Genomic DNA, 18,406 nt, shown 5'->3' with positions numbered 1-18,406 from the left:
CTCAGTCCATCACGGCGGCTTTGAGGATGCAGACCATCACGGCACGGGCGGGCCCGTCGCCTGTGCAGCGCACCGTATGTGCCCGGTCGCAGCGGTAGCGCAGGCTCTCGCCGGCGCGCGCCTGTTGCACGACGCCGGCCACCTCGACCGCGAATTCGCCTTCGAGCACCGACAGGCATTCGATCGAGCCGCGCTGATGCGGGTCGGATTCGAGCACGGCACCCGGCTCGGCTTGAACGTCGTACCACTGCAGCCATTCGACGGTCTTGATCCAGCCGATGATGGCAAGCCGCATGCGCCCGTCGTCGGAGACGAGGATCGGAGTGTCGGCGCGCGACGACTTCTCGATGAAAGGCTCGTCGTCGCCCGAGGCCAGCACACGTTCGATCGACACGTCGAGCGCCTGGCTCAGCCGCCAAATGGTGGCGAGGGTGGGGTTGGTCTCGTTGCGCTCGATCTGGCTGATGATCGATTTGGCGACGCCGGATTGCTCGGCGAGCTCCGACAGCGAGAGGTTATAGGCCTTGCGCAGCCGCTGGACGGTCTTGCCCAGCTGGCCGGACAGGAGCTGCGCGCCAGTCTCCATTTCTCGCGTGCGGTCCTTGCCCTCAACGGCCATGAAGACGGGTTCCCTCGTTTCGGAAAGCGGACGATCGTTTGCTATGACGGACGCCACTGTGACCGGGCGCGGCCTGTCGATCAAGAGCGCAACAGGCCGTTCAATCCCGCCACCATCGGTGAAAATGATGCACCGGGCCGTGTCCGCTGCCGATCGACAGCGCGTCCGCGGCTGCGATCGCCTCCGTCACATAGATCTTGGCGTCCTGCACGGCTTGCAAGAGCTGATGGCCCTTGGCGAGGCCGGCAGCGATGGCCGACGATAGGGTGCAGCCCGTGCCGTGGGTGTTGCGCCCCGGCAGCCGCAGCGCACGCAGGGCATGAAAGCCTTCGGCGGTGAGGAGCAGATCGACGCTCTCCGGCCCCTCGCCATGGCCGCCTTTCACGAGCACGGCCTCGGCGCCGAGCGCCCGGATCGCCTCCGCCTGGGCCTTTACCTCCGCCTCGCTCGTGGCGACCGGCGTCTCTGTCAGCGCGGCTGCCTCCGGCAGGTTGGGCGTGACGATGCGGGCGCGCGGAATGAGGTCGCGGCGCAGCGCCTCGACAGCGTCGGGGGCGAGCAGGCGATCGCCGCTGGTTGCCACCATCACCGGGTCGAGCACCACCTCCTTGAGACCGTGGCGATCGAGCCCCTCGGCGACGGTCGCGATGACGGCGGCTTGGGAGAGCATGCCGATCTTGACCGCGCCGACCGCGAGATCGGTAAAGACGGAATCCATCTGCGCCGCGACGAAGTCCGGCGGCACGTCGTGGATCGCCTGCACGCCCAGCGTATTCTGTGCGGTGAGCGCGGTGATGACGCTCGCGCCATAAACGCCGAGGGCCGAGAAGGTCTTGAGGTCGGCCTGGATGCCGGCGCCGCCGCCGGAGTCCGAGCCCGCGATCGTCACCGCGATAGCCGTCATGCCAGTTCTCCGCGTCGTGCTGCACGTGCCTCGTCGACGATGGCGCGCAAACGGGCGGTTGCAGCGGTGACGTCCTCCTCCATGAAAAGCGCGGAGATCACTGCGATGCCGTCCGCCCCGGCGCGGATGACCGAGGCGGCATTCGTCGCGTCGATGCCGGCAATGGCGCCGATCGGCTTGCCGGGCGCCACCTGTCGCGCCGCGGCCGCAACCCGCGCGAAGCCATCCGGTCCGAGCGGCGGCTCGGGATTGAGCTTGCTGAGCGTGGCGAAGACACCCCCGATGCAGCCGTAGTCGACCGGCGCCTGGGCCATCTGACGGGCGTCGTCCTCAGTCTTCAGGGTGAGGCCGATGATGGCCTGCGGCCCCAGAAGGCGGCGCGCATCGGCTGCCGGCATGTCGGACTGGCCGACATGAACGCCCTCCGCTTCGGCGGCGAGCGCGACGTCGATACGATCATTGATGAGGAGTGGCACACCGCGGCCGGCAATCTTGGCGCGGATGGCGCGCGCCGTCTCGACAAGCTGGCGGGTGTCGCCCTCCTTGTCGCGATACTGCACAAGGGTCGCGCCGCCGGTGATGGCGGCCAGCGCAAGCTCGGGCAGGGCGCGGCCTTTGGCACGCGTCGGGTCGAGGATCGCGTAAAGTCTGAGATCAACGCTCGGCATCACCTGCCCCTGTCGGCCTCCCGCTGGTGGCGCTTCGCGCTCACGTCGGGCTTGCCCGGACGTAATGGGCAGGAGGGCGGCTGGCAAGGGCGACGGGCATGGGCGACGGGCATGGGCCCGCGCCCATTTCGGCAAGGTATGGGAGGCGATCAGAGCGTGGGCGTTGGTCCGGCCTTGCGCGCGGCGCGCGCCGCGTCGCTGTGGTGGTGCTGGCGCCACATCAGGAACACGCCCGATGCGATGATGATCGCCGAGCCGAAGAGCACCGCCGGCACGGGCAATTCGGCAAAGAGGAACCAGCCGATGAGGCAGGCCCAGATCATGGTCGTATATTCGAAGGGCGCGATAATCGATGTGTCCGCGTGGCGGTAGCTCATGGTCAAGAGGATCTGGCCGATGCCGCCCGCCACGCCGATGCCGACGAGGATGGCCATTTCGCCCACCGACGGCATCACCCAGTTACCGAGCACGATGGAGGCAAGCCCGAGCACCGCCATCAGCACCGCGAAATAGAAGCAGATCGAGCCAGTCTTTTCGGTATTGATAAGCTTGCGCACCTCGATCGTGGAAGTTGCGCCGCACAGGGCGCCGCCCAGCGCGAAGAGGATACCGATCGTCACGGAGGCCGAGCTGACGCCGGTCATCAGCACGCTCGATGCGAGATGCGGCGTGAGCATGACCAGCACGCCGGTGAAGCCCATGCAGATGGCGAGCCAGCGGTAGATCTGCACCGTCTCCTTCAGGAGGACGGCAGCAAGCAGGACGGCGAGCAGCGGCGAGACGTAGCCGATGGCGATGGCATCCGACAGCGGCAGCTTGGCCAGCGCCGCAAAGCCGAAGAACATGCTGCAGCCGCCGATGAGGCTGCGCTTGACGTGGCCCATGACATTGGTCGTGCGCACCGCCTCGCCGACCTCGCCGCGCAGCCCCAGCCACAAAAGCAGCGGCAGAAGGGCGAAGAGCGAGCGGAAGAAGACGATCTCGCCGGTTGGAAAGTTCTGACCGACGAATTTGATTCCGGCCGACATCAGCGTGAATGACAACGCCGATATGACCTTGAGCACGATGCCGCGGAGGGGGTTCACGGGAGGAGGACCAGTTCTGAGCAGTTGCCCAGTCAATAATCACGGAAGCGCGAGGAGGCCAAGCTCGAATGGAGCAGGCCAGCCATGCATTACGCGCGAAGGTCATGCTGATCTGTAGTTACTTTTAAGCAAATTTCAGATCTCTGAATCGGCTCGCAAAGAATACTTGTGGTTTACGCGGCGTAAAAAGCCAAAGTTCTGCCGTGCTTCCGCCCAGATCACGCCCTCGGCACGGCTGCCTTGCGAGCTCGGCTGCCCGAAGGCACGCGCCTGCTCTCGTCATGAAACTGCAATCCGAATCCGGTTTCTGGTGCGTGATGGCGGCGGTTTCGGATCGTCGCACCGGCCAACCGGCAGACGGAAGGCGACGGCCTTGCAGAACGATATGACGCGGACGAGATCTATCTTCATTTCGGATGTGCATCTCGGCACCAAGGGATGCCAGGCGGATCTCCTGCTGGATTTCCTGCGCTATCATGATGCGGATACCATCTATCTGGTCGGCGACATGATCGACGGGTGGCGGCTGAAGTCGAAGTGGTACTGGCCGCAGACCCACAATGACGTCGTGCAGAAGTTATTGCGCAAGGTGCGCAAAGGCTCTCACCTTATTTACATCCCCGGAAATCATGACGAGTTCCTGCGCGATTACGTGGGGTCGAATTTCGGCGGCATCAACATCATGGATTTTGCGGTGCACGAGGGAGTGGACGGGCGCCGCTATCTCGTCACCCATGGCGATCAGTTCGATCTGGTCGTCCGCCACGCCCGCTGGCTCGCCTTCCTCGGAGATCGCGCCTATGGCGTGGCGCTCTTCGTGAACACCTATCTCAATGTCATCCGCCGCCGTCTCGGCCTGACCTATTGGTCGCTGTCATCCTGGGCCAAGCTAAAAGTCAAGAACGCCGTCAATTATATCGGTCGGTTCGAGGAGCTGCTTTCGGCGGAAGCCAAGCGTCACGACGTGAAAGGCGTCATCTGCGGCCATATCCACCACGCCGTGATGCACGACGACTACGGCGTGCGCTACATCAATACGGGCGACTGGGTCGAATCCTGCACCGCACTCGTCGAACACTACGACGGACGTTTCGAGATCGTGCGCTGGGGGCGCTCGCTCGCGCCGGATGCGGTTGTTCCTCTTCCCGTCCCCAGAGAGGCAGCCGCTTGATGCGTGTTCTCGTCGCGACCGACGCCTGGCATCCGCAGATCAACGGCGTCGTGCGCTCGTTGGAAAATGTGGCGCGGGAGGCGCCGGCGCTCGGAGCCGAGATCGTCTTCGTCACGCCGGACATGTTCCGCACGCTGCCGATGCCGAGCTATCCGGAAATCCGCCTGGCGCTTGCCTCGAGCGCAGCCGTCAGACGCAAGATTGCAGCCGTAGCGCCCGATTTCGTGCATATCGCCACGGAGGGCCCAGTCGGGTTCGCCGTGCGCCGGGTGTGCCTGGCCGACGGCATCTCCTTCACGACGAGCTATCACACCCGTTTTCCTGAATATCTGGCCGCCCGCCTTCCGGTGCCGATCGGCTGGAGCTATGCCGCGCTGCGGCGGTTTCACAATGCTGGAGCCGGCATCATGGTGAGCACGGCGACGCTCGAACGGGAACTCGCCGAGAAGGGCTTTCGCGGCTTGATGCGCTGGTCGAGAGGTGTGGACCCCAGCCTCTTCCGGCCGCGTCCGCGAGGGGCGGCCGCCTTCCCGGGGCCCGTCTTTCTCTATGTCGGCCGTGTGGCGGTCGACAAGAGCATCGACCGCTTTCTGGCGCTCCACCTGCCAGGCACCAAGGTGGTGGTCGGCGATGGTCCCGCCCGGGCGGGGCTCGAGGCCGCCTTTCCGGCCGCGCGCTTTCTCGGCAGCCTGACGGGCGAGGCGCTCGCGGAGGTCTATGCGGCGGCGGATGTCTTCGTCTTCCCGAGCGCCACCGACACATTCGGCATCGTGCTTCTGGAGGCGCTCGCGAGCGGCCTGCCGATCGCGGCCTTGCCGGTCGCCGGCCCGATGGACGTGATCGGCACATCCGGCTGCGGCGTGCTCGACGAGGATCTGGGCCGCGCGGCGCTTGCGGCGCTCGATATCCCGAGGGAACAATGCCGCGCCTTCGGCCTCTCCTTCACCTGGGAGGCGAGTGCCCGGCAGTTCCTGGACAATGTCCGGCGCGCGCACCGCGCCGGCGCCGAGTTCGCGATCGCCTCCTGAGAGCCTTCGCGGTCAGGTGAAACGGCGCAGCTTCTCGGCGGTGGTCAAGGCGCTGAGCCTCGCCAGAACATCGTTGGCCGACAGTTTCGGCTTGTCCGGCTCCGCAGTGACGGGGCTCGATGCCGTGCGCGTGCCGGCTGGCATTTCCGCTCGGCTCTCGGGAGGGCGTGTGGCCTCGACCGACGGAGCCTGAGCTTGGACTTCAATGGGGGCTTGAGCTTGGGTTTGGGCGGAAAGGCCGCCGTTGTTCACTACGAGGCGAACCGCGAGCGGCAGATTGGCCTCGGCCTCGGATGCCTCCGGCGGCACTGTGGCGTGGCCCGGCGCGTCGCAGGCCTCGACCGTCTTGGCGAGGCGCTGCTGCAATTGGTCGATGAGACGAGCCACGAGGCGGAAGCGTTCGGTCAAGGCCATGCTGCTCGCAGCTGAGGCATAGAGGCTGGCGAGCCGCTCGCTCACAGCCTTTCCGGCCGCCTCGCCACGCTCGCTCCAGACCATCTCCTGGATGAATTCCGCCGCGTCGATCACCGCGGCCGTGGTCTTCTCCTGTTCGTGGATCAGCGAATCGAGCGCATTTTCATTGGCTGGCTGGTCGAATAGCGGGCGGCTGCCCGGGGCAAGCGCGATCTCGATCTTGGCGCGCTCGATCAGACGCTGCATCTGGACGAGGCGAAAGCGCAGACGGTCGAGATCGGCGGCGGGTGCCTGGCCGCTGCCGTTCGTGCCTTGCAGCCGGCCGAGCGCATCGATCAGGGCCTGGAGTTCGGAATTGCGCTGGCGGCGGACATATTCGGCGAGAAACCAGCGCCCGCGGGCTGTCTCGGAGATCGCCGCCGCAATGGCCTCGAAGGTCTCGGACGCCTGCAGGAGATTAGCGTTCGACGTCGGCATGGATCTCCGTCTTCCTGGCGCGTGGGCTTCGATCGCGTGCAATCCTAGCGGGCGGGTGTAAAGGATTCTTTTACGCTGCGCGGACGGCGCCAGAGAAAGCCCGTTTACCCCCAGAGCGCGGGCACCGGCGGCTGGACGATGCTGCCTTCGTAGATCAGGCCGCCGTCGCGATCGCGCGCGAGAAGGAGCGGGCCGTCGAGATCGACGAAGCGGGCGCGCGGCGCGAGCATGAGGGCGGGGGCCATGGCGAGCGAGGTGCCGACCATGCAGCCCACCATGATGCCGAGCCCGAGCTCTTCCGCCTGATCGGCGAGGGCGAGCGCTTCGGTCAATCCGCCCGTTTTGTCGAGCTTGATGTTGATAACGTCGTAGAGCTCGGCGAGCCCGTCGAGATCGGCGCGCGTGTGGATGCTCTCGTCCGCGCAGATCGGCACGTCCCGCCAGCGCGCGGCCAGGAGATGATCGTCCCCGGCAGGGAGTGGTTGCTCGATCAGCGCCACGCCCGCTTCTTCGCAGGCGGCGAGATTTTCGGCGAGATTGCCGGCGCTCCAGCCCTCATTGGCGTCGACGATGAGGGTTGCGTCAGGCACAGCGGCGCGCACGGCGGCGATCCGCGCCTGGTCGTCCGCTCCGCCGAGCTTGATCTTCAGAATGGGACGCCCGCTCGCCGCCGCCGCGGCTGCCATGGCATCGGGCGCATCGAGACTGATGGTATAGGCCGTTGTGACCGCGGGCAGCCGGTCGACGCCGGCAAGGATATGGGCCGGGACGCCGTTTTCCTTGGCATCCAGATCCCAAAGAGCGCAGTCGAGCGCGTTGCGCGCAGCACCGGCGGGCATCAGATGGGTGAGCCGCTCCCGGTCGGCGCCAGCCTCGATGGCGTTCCGCAGCGCCTCGATCGCGGCGACGACACTATCGACCGTTTCCCCATAGCGGGCGTAAGGCACGCATTCGCCACGGCCGCTCGCCCTGCTGGTGGTGATCGTGACCGTCACGACGACGGCTTCGGTGCGTGCCCCCCGTGCAATGACGAATCGCCCGGCAATGGGGTAAGTTTCGACGGCAATGGCGAGGCGGCGCTGCATGGCAAGCCCGGGGCGGTGACGGAGCCTTCATTATAATCCGAACTTTCCGGCGAGATCTCAATTTATTGTTGTGGCAACACCGCTTACGGGGCAGTTCTTGAGTTCCGGCAAGCTTGGCTCGACATCGACCGGTGTGACCGCTATCGGTTGAGGCAGGGCATCCGCCGGGGCGGATGGCCGATTGCAAGCTGGACGCATGAACGCTGGACCGAATGCCGCCACCGAGGAGGTGGGCAACGAGATCAGGGCGACGCTCGCCGGGCCCTGGACCGCGCCATTTGCGGCCCTCGTCGAGGATGAGGCCAAAAGCCTGCTCGAAGCGGCCGATGGGGCAGGGCGCGTCATCATCGACATCTCACGCGTGGAGCGGCTCGATACGTTAGGCGCCTGGGTGCTCGACCGGACGCGCCAGGAACTTGGCGAGAAGGGGCTGAAGGCCGATTTCGTCGGCGCCAGACCGGAGCAGAGCATCCTTCTCAACGAGATTGCCTATCGCCGCGGCGTCGATCCGGAGCACCGCCGGCCGTCCCGCAGCATCGATCTGCTGGTCGAAGTCGGCCATGGCGTCGTCAGCGCGGGCAAGGACATGGTGCGCGGCGTGAGCTTTCTCGGCGAGACGGTCGCCGGCTTCATCCGCGTTCTCGGTAGTCCTCGGCGCTTTCGCATCCCGGCCGTCATTCATCAGCTCGAGCAGGTCGCCTTCCGCGGCGTCCCCATCATCGTGCTGATTTCCTTTCTCGTCGGCTGCATCATCGCCCAACAGGGCATCTTCCAGCTGCAACGCTTCGGTGCCGTCACCTTCGTCGTCGATCTCGTGGGTATCCTCATCTTGCGCGAGCTGGCGGTGCTTTTGACCTCGATCATGGTCGCGGGCCGCTCGGGCAGTGCCTTCACGGCCGAGATCGGATCCATGAAGATGCGGGAGGAGGTGGATGCCCTGCGCGTGATGGGGCTCGATCCCATCGAAGTGCTGATCATTCCACGCGTACTGGCGCTGATCATCGGGCTGCCGCTTCTCACCTTTATTTCGGCGCTCTCGGCGCTGCTCGGCGGCGGCATCGTCGCCTGGCTCTATGGTGGCGTTGGACCCGAGATCTTCCTTGCGCGGCTGCAGGCGGCTATCGACCTCAATACCTTCCTGGTCGGCATGATCAAGGCGCCCTTCATGGCGGCGGTCATCGGGCTAATCGCCTCGCTCGAGGGGCTTGCGGTCGAGGGCTCGGCCGAGTCGCTTGGACGCCAAGTCACCGCCGCGGTGGTCAAGTCGATCTTCATGGTGATCGTCGTGGACGGACTGTTCGCGATGTTCTTTGCCGCGATCCGCTTCTGAGGACGGGGCATGCACGACGAAAATTCCGAAGTCGAAACGCCGGCCAATCGCGAAGTGCTGATCCGCGTACGCGATCTGGAGGTAGGATTCGGCGAAAAGACGATCATGAAACATCTCGATCTCGACGTTTATCGAGGCGAGATTCTCGGCTTCGTCGGCGCTTCCGGGACCGGAAAGTCTGTTTTGACGCGAACTATTCTCGGCCTCGTGCAAAAGCGCCAGGGAATGATCGAGGTCTTCGGGGAGGATCTCGATGATCTCAGCCCGGAATCACGGCGCGCCGTCGAGCGGCGCTGGGGCGTGCTGTTTCAGCACGGCGCGCTATTTTCATCGCTCACCGTGAAGCAGAACATCCAGGTGCCGATGCGCGAATATCTGACGATGTCCGATCGGCTGCGGGATGAACTGGCCATGCTCAAGATCGAGATGGTGGGGCTGAGCCCAGACGCGGCAGACAAATACCCCTCGGATCTTTCCGGCGGCATGATCAAGCGGGCGGCGCTCGCACGCGCGCTCGCGCTCGATCCCGAGATCGTCTTTCTCGACGAGCCGACGTCGGGGCTCGATCCGATCGGTGCCGGAGAATTCGACGACCTGATCGCAACACTCCAGAAAACGCTCGGCTTGACCGTCTTCATGGTGACGCATGACCTCGACAGCCTTCATTCCGTATGCGACAGGATTGCGGCGCTGGGTGAGGGACGCATCATCGCCGCGGGGCCCATCGATGCCATGCTGGCATCTGATCATCCGTGGCTGAAGGCTTACTTCCACGGTAAGAGAGCACGCGCAGTGACGGGATGATCGACGAAGTACCATGGAAACCCGCGCAAACTATGCCCTGATTGGTCTCTTCACGCTGGCTGTTGTCGCGGGGGCCTTTCTGTTCATCTATTGGTTTGCAGCTGCCGGCAGCGGCGGTGGGCGGCAAGGCTACCGCATCGTGTTCACAGGATCGGTCTCCGGGCTCTCCAACGGTTCGCTGGTGCTGTTCAACGGCCTGCGGGTCGGCGAGGTGCGCAATATCAGCCTCTTGCCCGAAGACCCGCGCCATGTCGTGGCCGTCGTCGACGTCGACAAATCCGTGCCCATCAACGTCGACACCAAGGCGCGGCTCGAATATCAGGGACTGACGGGCGTTGCCTCGATCCAGCTCACCGGTGGCGATCCCAATGCCGCACCGCTGACGGCGACCGGAGGCCAGCCGCTCCCGACCATCTATGCCGACCGCTCGGATTTCCAGGACCTTCTGGAAACCGCGCAGCGCCTCGCCCGCCGTACGGACGACATCCTGAACAAGATCGATGCTGTGGTCGGCGATGCCCAGCAGCCGGTCGCCAATACCGTGCGCAATATCGAAAAATTCTCACAGGCGCTCGGCGACAATTCCGAAAACGTCAACCACTTCCTATCGAGCGCAGGGCAGGCGGCGGAAAGCCTGTCGAGCCTGTCGAAGAACCTCGATACGGCCGTGAAGGCGGTCGACCCGGACAAGGTGTCGCGCATCGTCGCGAATGTCGATCGCTTCACCGGCGCGCTCGGCAATTCCAGCGGCGACGTCGAGACCATCCTAAAGGAGGCCGCTTCGCTCACGGCGAAGCTCGACCGTGCGGCCGATCAGGTCGAGGGCGTTTTGAAGGCAGCCCAGGGCTTCCTATCCTCGCCAGAGGGCAAGGGCGCCTTCACCGAAATCAGCGAGGCGGCGCGTTCAATTCGCATTCTCGCGCAGAACCTCGACACGCGGACGGCCGAGATCACCGCCGGGATCAAGCGGTTCACGGGACCCGGCCTGAACAATTACGAAGCGCTTGCGGGGGATGCCCGCAAGACGCTCAACGACCTCAACCGCACGCTGCAAAGTGTGCAACGTAATCCACAGCAGTTCATCTTCGGCGCAAAACCAAACCTGCCAGCCTACAATGGTCGGTGATGATTCGATCTCATTTCGGTTGTCCCAGCCCGGTCGGGAGAAACTGCGTGTCTGAACGGCGCTCCGTGTCCTTCGCACGTCCCTTCGGCGGGTTTACGCTCGCCGCCATGCTCGTCGGCCTCGGCGCTTGTTCGTCGCCCGCGCCGCCCACCTTCGACCTCTCCGCGCCGACCATCGGGCGCGTCGCCAAAAGCCGGGGCCAGCTCGCGGTTTCCGAACCCGTGGCGGTGCAGACGCTGAACAGCCAGCAGATCGTCGTGCGCGATGCCGCAGGCGCCGTGTCGGCTCTGCCCGGCGCTCAATGGAGCGACAGGTTGCCGGCGCTGGTGCAGACGCGCCTCATCCAGGCCTTCGAGAATGCCGGACGGCTCGGCCAGGTCGGCCGCCCCGGAGACGGGACGATCGCCGCTTTTCAGCTCGCGACGGAGTTGCGGCACTTCCAGGTCAGAAGTGCCACCAACGATGCGGTCGTGGAGATCGCTGCGCGCTTGATCAATGCGGCGACGGGCCAGGTGGTCGCGTCGCGCATTTTCTCGGCGCAGGTTCCCATCGGGAAGATCAGCGGGCCAGCCGCGGCCGTTGCCCTCGACCAGGCGCTCGGCGACGTGCTCGCACAGATCGTGCGTTGGGCCTGAGCTTCGACGGCTCAGCGGTTTCGTCAACGAAAGAGGGCCCGATCAACGATCGGGCCCTTTCTTCTTTCATAGATCGGCGTCGTCGCCGGTGCTTCAGTCGAAGCGCCCGGTGGCATGCGCCAGCATTGTGTAGACCTTGCCGGTCTCCGAGGTGAGATAGGTCTTGGTCATCACGGAATCGCGGTCCTTGCGCGAGACCTCGGCCAGCAGCCGCTCGAACTCCTCGATATAACGGCTGACCGTGTCGCGGAATTCCGGATCGCGGCGGTATTTGCGCCGGATTTCCTCGAAGGTCTGTTGCCCTTGCAGCGTGTAGAGCCGGCGCGTGAAGACGTTACGCTCGCCGCGCTTATAGCGATCCCAGAGTTCCAGGGCCGCGTCGTGGTCGATCATCCGCGCGATGTCCACCGAGATGGAATCGAGCAATTCGATGGTCTGCCGCGGTGAACGTTCGCCACGCTCCGAAGGAGCTGCCGCCACGGGAGCGGCAACCTTGACCTCCGGTTCCGTGGTGGAGGTCTCATCGCGCGAGGCGCGCACCAGGAGATCCGAGAGCCAGCCACGTGCGCCGCCGGTATCGCGTTCCCGGGCGGGTGGTGGCGGCGCCGGCGGCTCTTCCCGGCGGCCCTGCGGCCGAGGCGGTGCGTCGGGGAAAGTGGCGGCTGGCGCCGGGCGCGTCGGGGCAGGCTGCGGGGCTGCTGCCGCACTGCCGCCACGCGGCGCAGGCGCCGGTGGCTCGGCGGCACGAGGCGGCGGCGGCGGTTCGCTCGGGGGAGCACTGCGGCGCGTCGGAGCAGGCTCCGGCCGCGTCGGCGCGGGCGCGGGGGTGGCCTCGGCCACATCCAGCGCCCGGCCGGAGCGCGCTACAATTTCGGTGAGCTCGTTGAGCGCCTTGATCTGGTCAGCGACGACCCGGCGCATGGCCGATGCGCTTTCCTGCGTTTCGCGCGGCAGCTCCACTATGCCGCGCTTCAGCTCGTGGCGAGTGGCCTCAAGCTCGTGCTGGACCTCGCTCGTGACCGAGCGCATCTCATTGGCGATGCCGTGGAAGCGCTCGATGGCCTGCGTGAGCCCCTGGCCCATTTCGCCGACAACTTGTTCATAGGCCTGGCGCAAGGCAGCCGCGGTGCGTTCGCGCTCTCTGCCGGTCGTTTCGCGGATCTTGTCGAACTGTTCCGCGATCGCGCTCGTCGCAGCGGCGGCGTTCTCGGACAGCACCGTGCCCACCTGGCGTGCCTTCCTCTCCGCCCCATCGAGGGAATCGGTGAGCAGAGCGTTGAAGGAGCGCGTGATCTGCTCGATGTCCTCGGTCCGCGACGCAATGGCCTGGAGAAGGGCATCGAGGGTCTCGCGGCGGTCGGCGAGCGCGCCGCCGATGCGCGCCTCGACGCGCTCCAGCAAGCCTGCGGCCTCCGCAAGGCCCTTCACATGCTCGTCGGTGGAGCGGGAGACGGTCTGGCCTTGGACAGCGAGCTGCTCGGCGAGTTTGCTCGCCTCCTGCACCGAGCCCGAGGACACCTGACGCAGGGCGTTCACCTGGCTGGCCACTTCGCTCGTCGCGCGCTGGGTCTCGTGCGTGACCGTGTTGAGAACGGACTCGAGCTCGCGGATCCGACTCGAAAGGCCCTCTTCGATGCCCGTAAGGTTGGTGCCCGCGCCGGCCGTGAGCTGCTGCAGAAGCTGATTGGCATCGGACAGGCGCGAAAGGACGCCGGAGAACTCGTTCTGCAACCGCTCGTTGGTCGAAACGAGCGCGTCGACGGACTGGGACGTGCTGTTGTCGATGACGCGGCGCAGGTGCTCGCTCGATGCCGAGAAAACCTGGCTCGCCTCGTCGCTGCGCTCGCGGACGGCATCCGCGACCGCCATGCCGCGCGCTTCGAGCGTTCGCACCACCGCCTCGCCCACCGAAGCGAGTTCGCGTGCGATCGCTTCGCCCTGTTCGCCGAGGGTGGTGACGAGACCTGTGCCGCGATCGCCGAAGAGGGTCGAGAGTTCGCCGATGCGGTTGCCCAGCGTCGAGTCGATCGCTTCGGCCCGCATGGTGAGTTCCTCGCTGAGGCGTCGGCCGCGCTCGTCCAGCGTGGTGCTGACGGAGTCGAGGCGGTCGACCACGCGCTCTTCGAAGCGCGCGACGCGCCGGTCCAGGGTCGAGGCGATTTCCAAGGCCTTGCCGCCGAGCGTCTGGTTGATCTCCTCGGCCTTTTTCGAGAGCATCTCGGTGATGGCTTCGCTCTTGCCGGAGACCAGGTTGCTGATCTCGTCGGCCTTTGTTTCAAGAGCGTTGGTGACCTCGCGTCCGCCATCGGCGAGCACACGGGCGATGCCGCTGGTGTGCCGGATCAAGGCCTCGTTCAGGGCATTGGCGCGGGCGCTGAGGCCGTCGTCGATGCCGGTGATGAGATTGTCGAGATTATGTGCAATCTGCGCGCTCTTGGCGGCTGAACGCTCCTCGATCGCAGCGATCTGCTGGGCCATCAGTTCGGCGGCGGCGCGGCTGCGTTCGACCAGCGAATCGCCGAGCTCGTGGCCATGCGTGTCAAAGAGCTCCTGAACGGCCGAGAGCTGGCTCTGCACCAGTTCGGTGAACCGCCCGGTGTCGATCGCAATGCGATCGACCAGGGTATTGCCGTGAACGACAACCGTTTCCTGCAGCGTGCCGAGATGGTTGGTGAGCGTGGTGTCGAGCTTCTGCCCGTGCCGCTCCATGACCTCCTGCAGGTTCTCGATGCGCATGCCGAGATTGGCGACCAGTTCCTGCCCGCCCGTGTTGACGAGCCCCTCGAAGCTGGCAAGACGTGAGGCGAGGGCGAAATCGAGCGACCGGGTCCTGGTTTCGACCAAGTCTTGGAAGCCGGCGATGCGTTCGCCCAGCGTCGTCTCGATCAGCTTGCCGCCCGTTTCGACGCCTTCCTTGAAGGCGGCCAGGCGGCTGTCCAGGGTCGACACGAGCTGGCCGCCGCCGTTTTCGACGCTCGCCTCGAAAGCTGACAAGCGGTCCTCGAGGGTCGTCGCCAGGCGTCCCGTCCCGTTCTCCACGGTGGTTTCGAAGACCGACAGGCGGCCATCGAGCGCGTCGGCCAGGCGTCCCGTGCCATTCTCCACGGTCGTTTCGAAGACCGACAGACGGCTATCGAGCGCGTTGGCCAGGCGTTCCGTGCCGCTGTCGACCGTCGTTTCGAAGACCGATAGACGGCTATCGAGCGCGTTGGCCAGGCGCCCCGTCCCGTTCTCGACGGTCGTTTCGAAGACCGACAGACGGCTATCGAGCGCGTTGGCCAAGCGTCCCGTGCCGCTCTCCACGGTCGTCTCGAAGGTTGAAAGGCGGCTGTCGAGAGCGCTGGTCAGGCGTTCCGTGCCGTTCTCGACGGTGCTCTCGAAGCCCGACAGACGACTGTCGAGAGCGCCGGCCAGGCGTTCCGTGCCGCTGTCGACCGTCGTTTCGAAGGCCGACAGGCGCTCTTCGAGCGCGCCGACCAGATGTCCGCCGCCGTTGCGGATGGTGTCGTCGAAGGCTGCAAGGCGCCCTTCGAGGGTCGTTGCGAGCTGATTGGCGCCGGCCTGGACTCCGCTCGTGAAGCGGGAGAGCCGCTCGTCCAGCGTGGTGGCGAGCAGGGCGCCGCCCTCGGCGACACTGCCGTTGAAGGCGGCGAGATGCCCCTCGAGCGTCGTGGTGAGCTCACCGGTCGCGGTATTGACGGTCTGGCTGATGGCCGCGAGCCGCTCGTCCAGAGCCGTCGCCAGATGGCTGCTGCCGGCTTCGATGTCGGTATTGAAGGCAGCGAGGCGACCTTCCAGTGTCGTCGTCAGCTCGGTGCTGCGTGACTGGATATTGTCCGAGAAGGCGGCCAGATGCTCTTCCAGGAGAGTTGCGAGCTGGGTGCTGCCGCCGTGGAGGCTCGTCTGGAAGGCGGCCAGCCGGCCGTCCAAAGCCGACGCAAGCTGCCCACCGCCGTTGACGATGCTCGCTTCGAATACGGTCAGGCGCTCCGAGAGCGTCTGGTCGAGTTCGTGGCCGCGCTCGTGAATGGTCTTGGCGAGGGCTTCGGCATTGCGCGCCAAGGTGTCGTTGACGCGCGAGCCCTGGGTTGCCACCGCGACAACGATCTCCTTACCGGTATTGGCGAGCAGCGACTGCGCCTCGGCCGTCTGGCTGGTGATCGCGTTGCGCAGTTCCGTCGTGCGGGTCGTGAAATCCTCGGCGAGGCCCTTGGCGCTCGTCTCGAATTCAGACCGAACGTCGCTCGCCCGCTCGGTGATCAGATTGGCGACGCGGTTGCCCGTCTCGGAGAGAGAGGTCTCGAGGTTCAGCCCATTGACGGTGATGGTCTGGTGAATGCGATCGCCGGTTGCGGAGAGCCGATCCGCCAGCTCGCCCCCGCGGTCGACAATAGCGCCGGTGACGCCGCGTCCAACTTCTTCGATGCGGTCGGTCACCTCCGTCCCGCGCAGCACAATGGTGCTGGCGACGTCCTGGCCGGCCACGGAGATGGTGTCGCGGACCTCGTTGCCGCGGGCGGCGATGGTCGCGGCAACGCCGGCGCCGACCTCCTCGATCCGTCGGCTTACCTCGGCGCCGCGGTCGCCGATGGCATGGCCGAGCGCTTCGCCGGTCGTTTTCAGGGTGTCGTTGACCTCGAGGGCTCGCTGGGCGATCGCCTCGGCGATCTCGGCCCCGGTGGCGGCGATCTTGCGCGTTACTTCCCCGGACCCGTCCTGCAGACCCTGGTTGAGGGCTTGGCCGGTGCGCTCGATCGCGGTCGAGATCTCACGCGCCTTGTTGTCGAGCAGGGCTGTGACCTCGTTGCTCGCCGTGGCGAGCCGAACGTTGACGCTCTCCGTCGTCGTCGTCAGACGCTCGATGAGATCGGTGCCGCGGTTCTGGATTTCGCCGAGCATCCGATCGCTGATCTGATCGAGGGTCTGGGCGATCTGGTCGCCTTTCGTGCCGAGCGACTCCGCTGCACGCGTGCCAGCCGTCGTGACGGCCTCGACGATGTTTCGCCCGGCGATCTCGAGTTCCTGGGTGAGGTTCTCGTGGGCGCCGGTTATCGAGCCGCGGACCCGGTCGGCGTTCGAGATGATCGCCTCACGCTGCGCAACGAGCTCGTCGATCAGCGTGCGGATACGGATCTCGTTGCCCTGGTAGGCGCGCTCGAGGGTGGCGATCTCGCTGCGCACGAGGGTTTCGAGCTCGCCGGCGCGCGCCAGCGTGCGCTCGACGCCGTCGCCGATGGCCGCCACCTCACGGCGCACCGCTTGCGACAGACTGACGACGGATTCCGAGGCGAGCGTTTCCGGTTGTGCCAGACGCACGGCGACGCTGGTCATGGCGCGGGCGACCTGACGCATCTCCTGCGTGCGCATGCTGAGGACGGCCAGCACGAAGAACAAAAGGACGGGCCCGGCGAGCGTCACGCCGGTCAACGCCCAGTCAGTGGGCGAAAGCGCGGCCATAAGACCGTCCAAGCCTTCCGCGCCGATGCGGAAACGCGCATAGAGGAAGGCCCCCATGGCGATGACCCAGCAGACCGATGCGAGCAGCGCAAACCACAGCGGCTCGCGCGAGGGCCTCTGCTGCAAGGTCTGCAAGAGGGTACCGACGGCCTGGCGGTCGTCATTGGCGACACGCGAGGGATCGGGGGCAATCACCGCGGCGGCGCGTGGCGGGTCGATGCGGGCCGGCTCCGGACGCGCGGGTTCCGGGGGCCGCTCGGACGCGGCTGGTCCGGGCGTTTCGGTAAAGAGTGGCTTGTCCTTCACGTCCGGCAGCCGTCGATCCTCTTCCGTCGTCTTGCCGCTGGCTGCGGCCATATCGTTCACGTTGAGCGTCAATGCCTGCTCGAGCGCCGACAGCGCCTCTTCGGTCGGATCAACGCGTTTGTTTTCTTTGGCCATGTCGCCGCCTCGCATTGCCCCATTCGGCGCGGTCGACCGGGGTGCCTCTCCCCCAATCCAGCTGATCGTTGCCGCCGCTATCGGCAGACCTTCAGCTCATACCGCTATTTACCAAACGAGCTTAAACTCCCGGAGCCGCAAATGAAACCCGAGGCAAGAGCCAATTGCGAGTTTCGTTAACGGCTTTTTCACCATATTCCAGAGCGGCTATCTGCGCCGCTGTCGTCCAGCGGTGCGACCGTGAACGGTGTTGATGATCATCGCCGGGGATTGCATGGTGCAGCCCGGGAATGGATGGCTTGGCCTTGGAGCGGCTGATGACGGATGCACGATTCGAGGACGAGAGTTATGCGCGTGCGACGGTGGATCTCGATGAAGCCTATCTCGATCGCCAGACCGGCGGAGACCGAGCGCTCGCGCATGAGGTCCTCGTGCTGTTTCGGGATCAGGCACGCCGACAATATGAGGTCATCGTCGGCGAGGGCGACGCCAGAACGCGGCGGGACGCCGCTCACACGCTCAAAGGTTCGGCCCGGGCGATCGGTGCCTGGCGGGTGGCGGCCATTGTCCAGGCGATCGAGGTCGCCTTCGATGCGGATGCGGTAGCGATGAACCTCCGTTTCGAGGAACTCGACGCGGCACTTGCCGCCGCGGACGAGATCATGCAGCAGATCCTGAGCCGCCCGGTGGCGTGAGGAAGCCATGCCACGCATCACCTTTGTGGATTTCAGCGGTACCGAGCGGACGGTCGAGGCCAAGGCCGGTTCCACCGTCATGGAGGCGGCGATGCAAAACGGCGTGCCGGGCATCGACGCGGAATGCGGGGGGGGATGCGCCTGCGCGACCTGCCACGTCTATGTGGAGGAGGAGTGGCGGGAGATCGTCGGCCCGACCCAGCCGATGGAGGAGGACATGCTCGATTTCGCCTCCGACGTGCGGGCCAATTCGCGACTGTCCTGCCAGATCGAGGTGCGTCCAGAGCTCGATGGGTTGGTGGTGCATACCCCCGCGCGGCAGGGATAGGCGGGGGCTCTCGGCCGCTATATCCTTTCCTGCGGTCGCTTTGCGACGGCCTCTTCTGACCGGCGGCTTTGCCCGGCCAGAATCGAGCGTGGGGGAGTTCACGCGAATCTTCTGATAGAGATCGATTCCGATGGTGCAT

The 18,406-nt window shown here is 65.7% G+C and carries 15 protein-coding genes; 8 read left to right on the top strand and 7 right to left on the bottom strand.

Annotation, left to right across the window (positions count from 1 at the left end; all coding sequences use genetic code 11):
• Position 1: 1 nt before the first annotated feature.
• From ACFQU1_RS05590 to ACFQU1_RS05575, 4 genes are all read right to left on the bottom strand, one after another.
• Positions 2-619 carry a helix-turn-helix domain-containing protein gene (locus ACFQU1_RS05590; RefSeq protein WP_378130165.1) on the bottom strand — a complete coding sequence of 206 codons (618 nt, stop codon included), beginning with the start codon at positions 617-619 and terminating at the stop codon, positions 2-4.
• 100 nt (positions 620-719) lie between these two features.
• Positions 720-1,523, bottom strand: a complete 804-nt coding sequence (thiD, locus tag ACFQU1_RS05585) for a bifunctional hydroxymethylpyrimidine kinase/phosphomethylpyrimidine kinase (RefSeq protein ID WP_378130163.1) — start codon at positions 1,521-1,523, stop codon at positions 720-722.
• Positions 1,520-2,191: a thiamine phosphate synthase gene (thiE, locus tag ACFQU1_RS05580; RefSeq protein WP_378130161.1), complete on the bottom strand. Its 672-nt coding sequence runs from the start codon at positions 2,189-2,191 to the stop codon at positions 1,520-1,522. The genes thiD and thiE overlap by 4 nt, the downstream gene beginning before the upstream one ends.
• A gap of 149 nt (positions 2,192-2,340) precedes the next feature.
• Positions 2,341-3,276, bottom strand: a complete 936-nt coding sequence (locus ACFQU1_RS05575) for a DMT family transporter (protein WP_378130159.1) — start codon at positions 3,274-3,276, stop codon at positions 2,341-2,343.
• Positions 3,277-3,661: 385 nt separating this feature from the next.
• Here ACFQU1_RS05575 and ACFQU1_RS05570 point away from each other — a divergent pair, with 385 nt between their 5' ends.
• Both ACFQU1_RS05570 and ACFQU1_RS05565 read left to right on the top strand, forming a co-directional pair.
• Entirely contained in the window at positions 3,662-4,447 is a 786-nt protein-coding gene (locus ACFQU1_RS05570) for a UDP-2,3-diacylglucosamine diphosphatase (RefSeq protein WP_378130157.1), read from the top strand.
• Positions 4,447-5,475 (top strand): glycosyltransferase family 4 protein, encoded by a 1,029-nt coding sequence (locus tag ACFQU1_RS05565; protein ID WP_378130155.1) that lies wholly within the window; start codon positions 4,447-4,449, stop codon positions 5,473-5,475. Before ACFQU1_RS05570 ends, ACFQU1_RS05565 begins: the two co-directional genes overlap by 1 nt.
• Before the next feature lie 12 nt (positions 5,476-5,487).
• Here ACFQU1_RS05565 and ACFQU1_RS05560 read toward each other — a convergent pair whose 3' ends face one another.
• Complete coding sequence (locus ACFQU1_RS05560) at positions 5,488-6,366, bottom strand: hypothetical protein (RefSeq protein ID WP_378130153.1); 879 nt, start codon at positions 6,364-6,366, stop codon at positions 5,488-5,490.
• 104 nt (positions 6,367-6,470) lie between these two features.
• Entirely contained in the window at positions 6,471-7,451 is a 981-nt protein-coding gene (gene dgcA / locus ACFQU1_RS05555) for an N-acetyl-D-Glu racemase DgcA (RefSeq protein WP_378130151.1), read from the bottom strand.
• A 196-nt stretch (positions 7,452-7,647) separates the two neighbouring features.
• On the opposite strand from dgcA, the gene ACFQU1_RS05550 reads away from it, so the two are divergent.
• The 4 genes from ACFQU1_RS05550 to ACFQU1_RS05535 are packed head-to-tail and all read left to right on the top strand — an operon-like array spanning position 7,648 to position 11,346.
• Positions 7,648-8,781, top strand: a complete 1,134-nt coding sequence (locus ACFQU1_RS05550; RefSeq protein WP_378130149.1) for an ABC transporter permease — start codon at positions 7,648-7,650, stop codon at positions 8,779-8,781.
• 9 nt (positions 8,782-8,790) lie between these two features.
• Positions 8,791-9,585 carry an ABC transporter ATP-binding protein gene (locus ACFQU1_RS05545; RefSeq protein WP_378130147.1) on the top strand — a complete coding sequence of 265 codons (795 nt, stop codon included), beginning with the start codon at positions 8,791-8,793 and terminating at the stop codon, positions 9,583-9,585.
• Positions 9,586-9,598: 13 nt separating this feature from the next.
• The gene (locus tag ACFQU1_RS05540; RefSeq protein WP_378130145.1) at positions 9,599-10,711 is read left to right on the top strand and encodes an MlaD family protein; all 1,113 of its coding nucleotides are present in this window, start codon (positions 9,599-9,601) and stop codon (positions 10,709-10,711) included.
• A 47-nt stretch (positions 10,712-10,758) separates the two neighbouring features.
• Positions 10,759-11,346 carry an ABC-type transport auxiliary lipoprotein family protein gene (locus ACFQU1_RS05535; protein WP_378130143.1) on the top strand — a complete coding sequence of 196 codons (588 nt, stop codon included), beginning with the start codon at positions 10,759-10,761 and terminating at the stop codon, positions 11,344-11,346.
• A gap of 93 nt (positions 11,347-11,439) precedes the next feature.
• Here ACFQU1_RS05535 and ACFQU1_RS05530 read toward each other — a convergent pair whose 3' ends face one another.
• Positions 11,440-17,244, bottom strand: coding sequence for a hypothetical protein (locus ACFQU1_RS05530; protein ID WP_378130141.1), 5,805 nt, complete (start codon positions 17,242-17,244; stop codon positions 11,440-11,442).
• A gap of 317 nt (positions 17,245-17,561) precedes the next feature.
• Here ACFQU1_RS05530 and ACFQU1_RS05525 point away from each other — a divergent pair, with 317 nt between their 5' ends.
• Entirely contained in the window at positions 17,562-17,939 is a 378-nt protein-coding gene (locus tag ACFQU1_RS05525) for an Hpt domain-containing protein (RefSeq protein ID WP_378130139.1), read from the top strand.
• Between the two features lie 7 nt (positions 17,940-17,946).
• Positions 17,947-18,267, top strand: a complete 321-nt coding sequence (locus ACFQU1_RS05520) for a 2Fe-2S iron-sulfur cluster-binding protein (RefSeq protein ID WP_378130137.1) — start codon at positions 17,947-17,949, stop codon at positions 18,265-18,267.
• Positions 18,268-18,406: the final 139 nt, after the last annotated feature.

The organism is Chelatococcus sp. GCM10030263 (assembly GCF_042666455.1).
In the GTDB taxonomy this organism is placed as follows: domain Bacteria; phylum Pseudomonadota; class Alphaproteobacteria; order Rhizobiales; family Beijerinckiaceae; genus Chelatococcus.
This window is presented reverse-complemented; position numbering and strand designations above follow the sequence as displayed.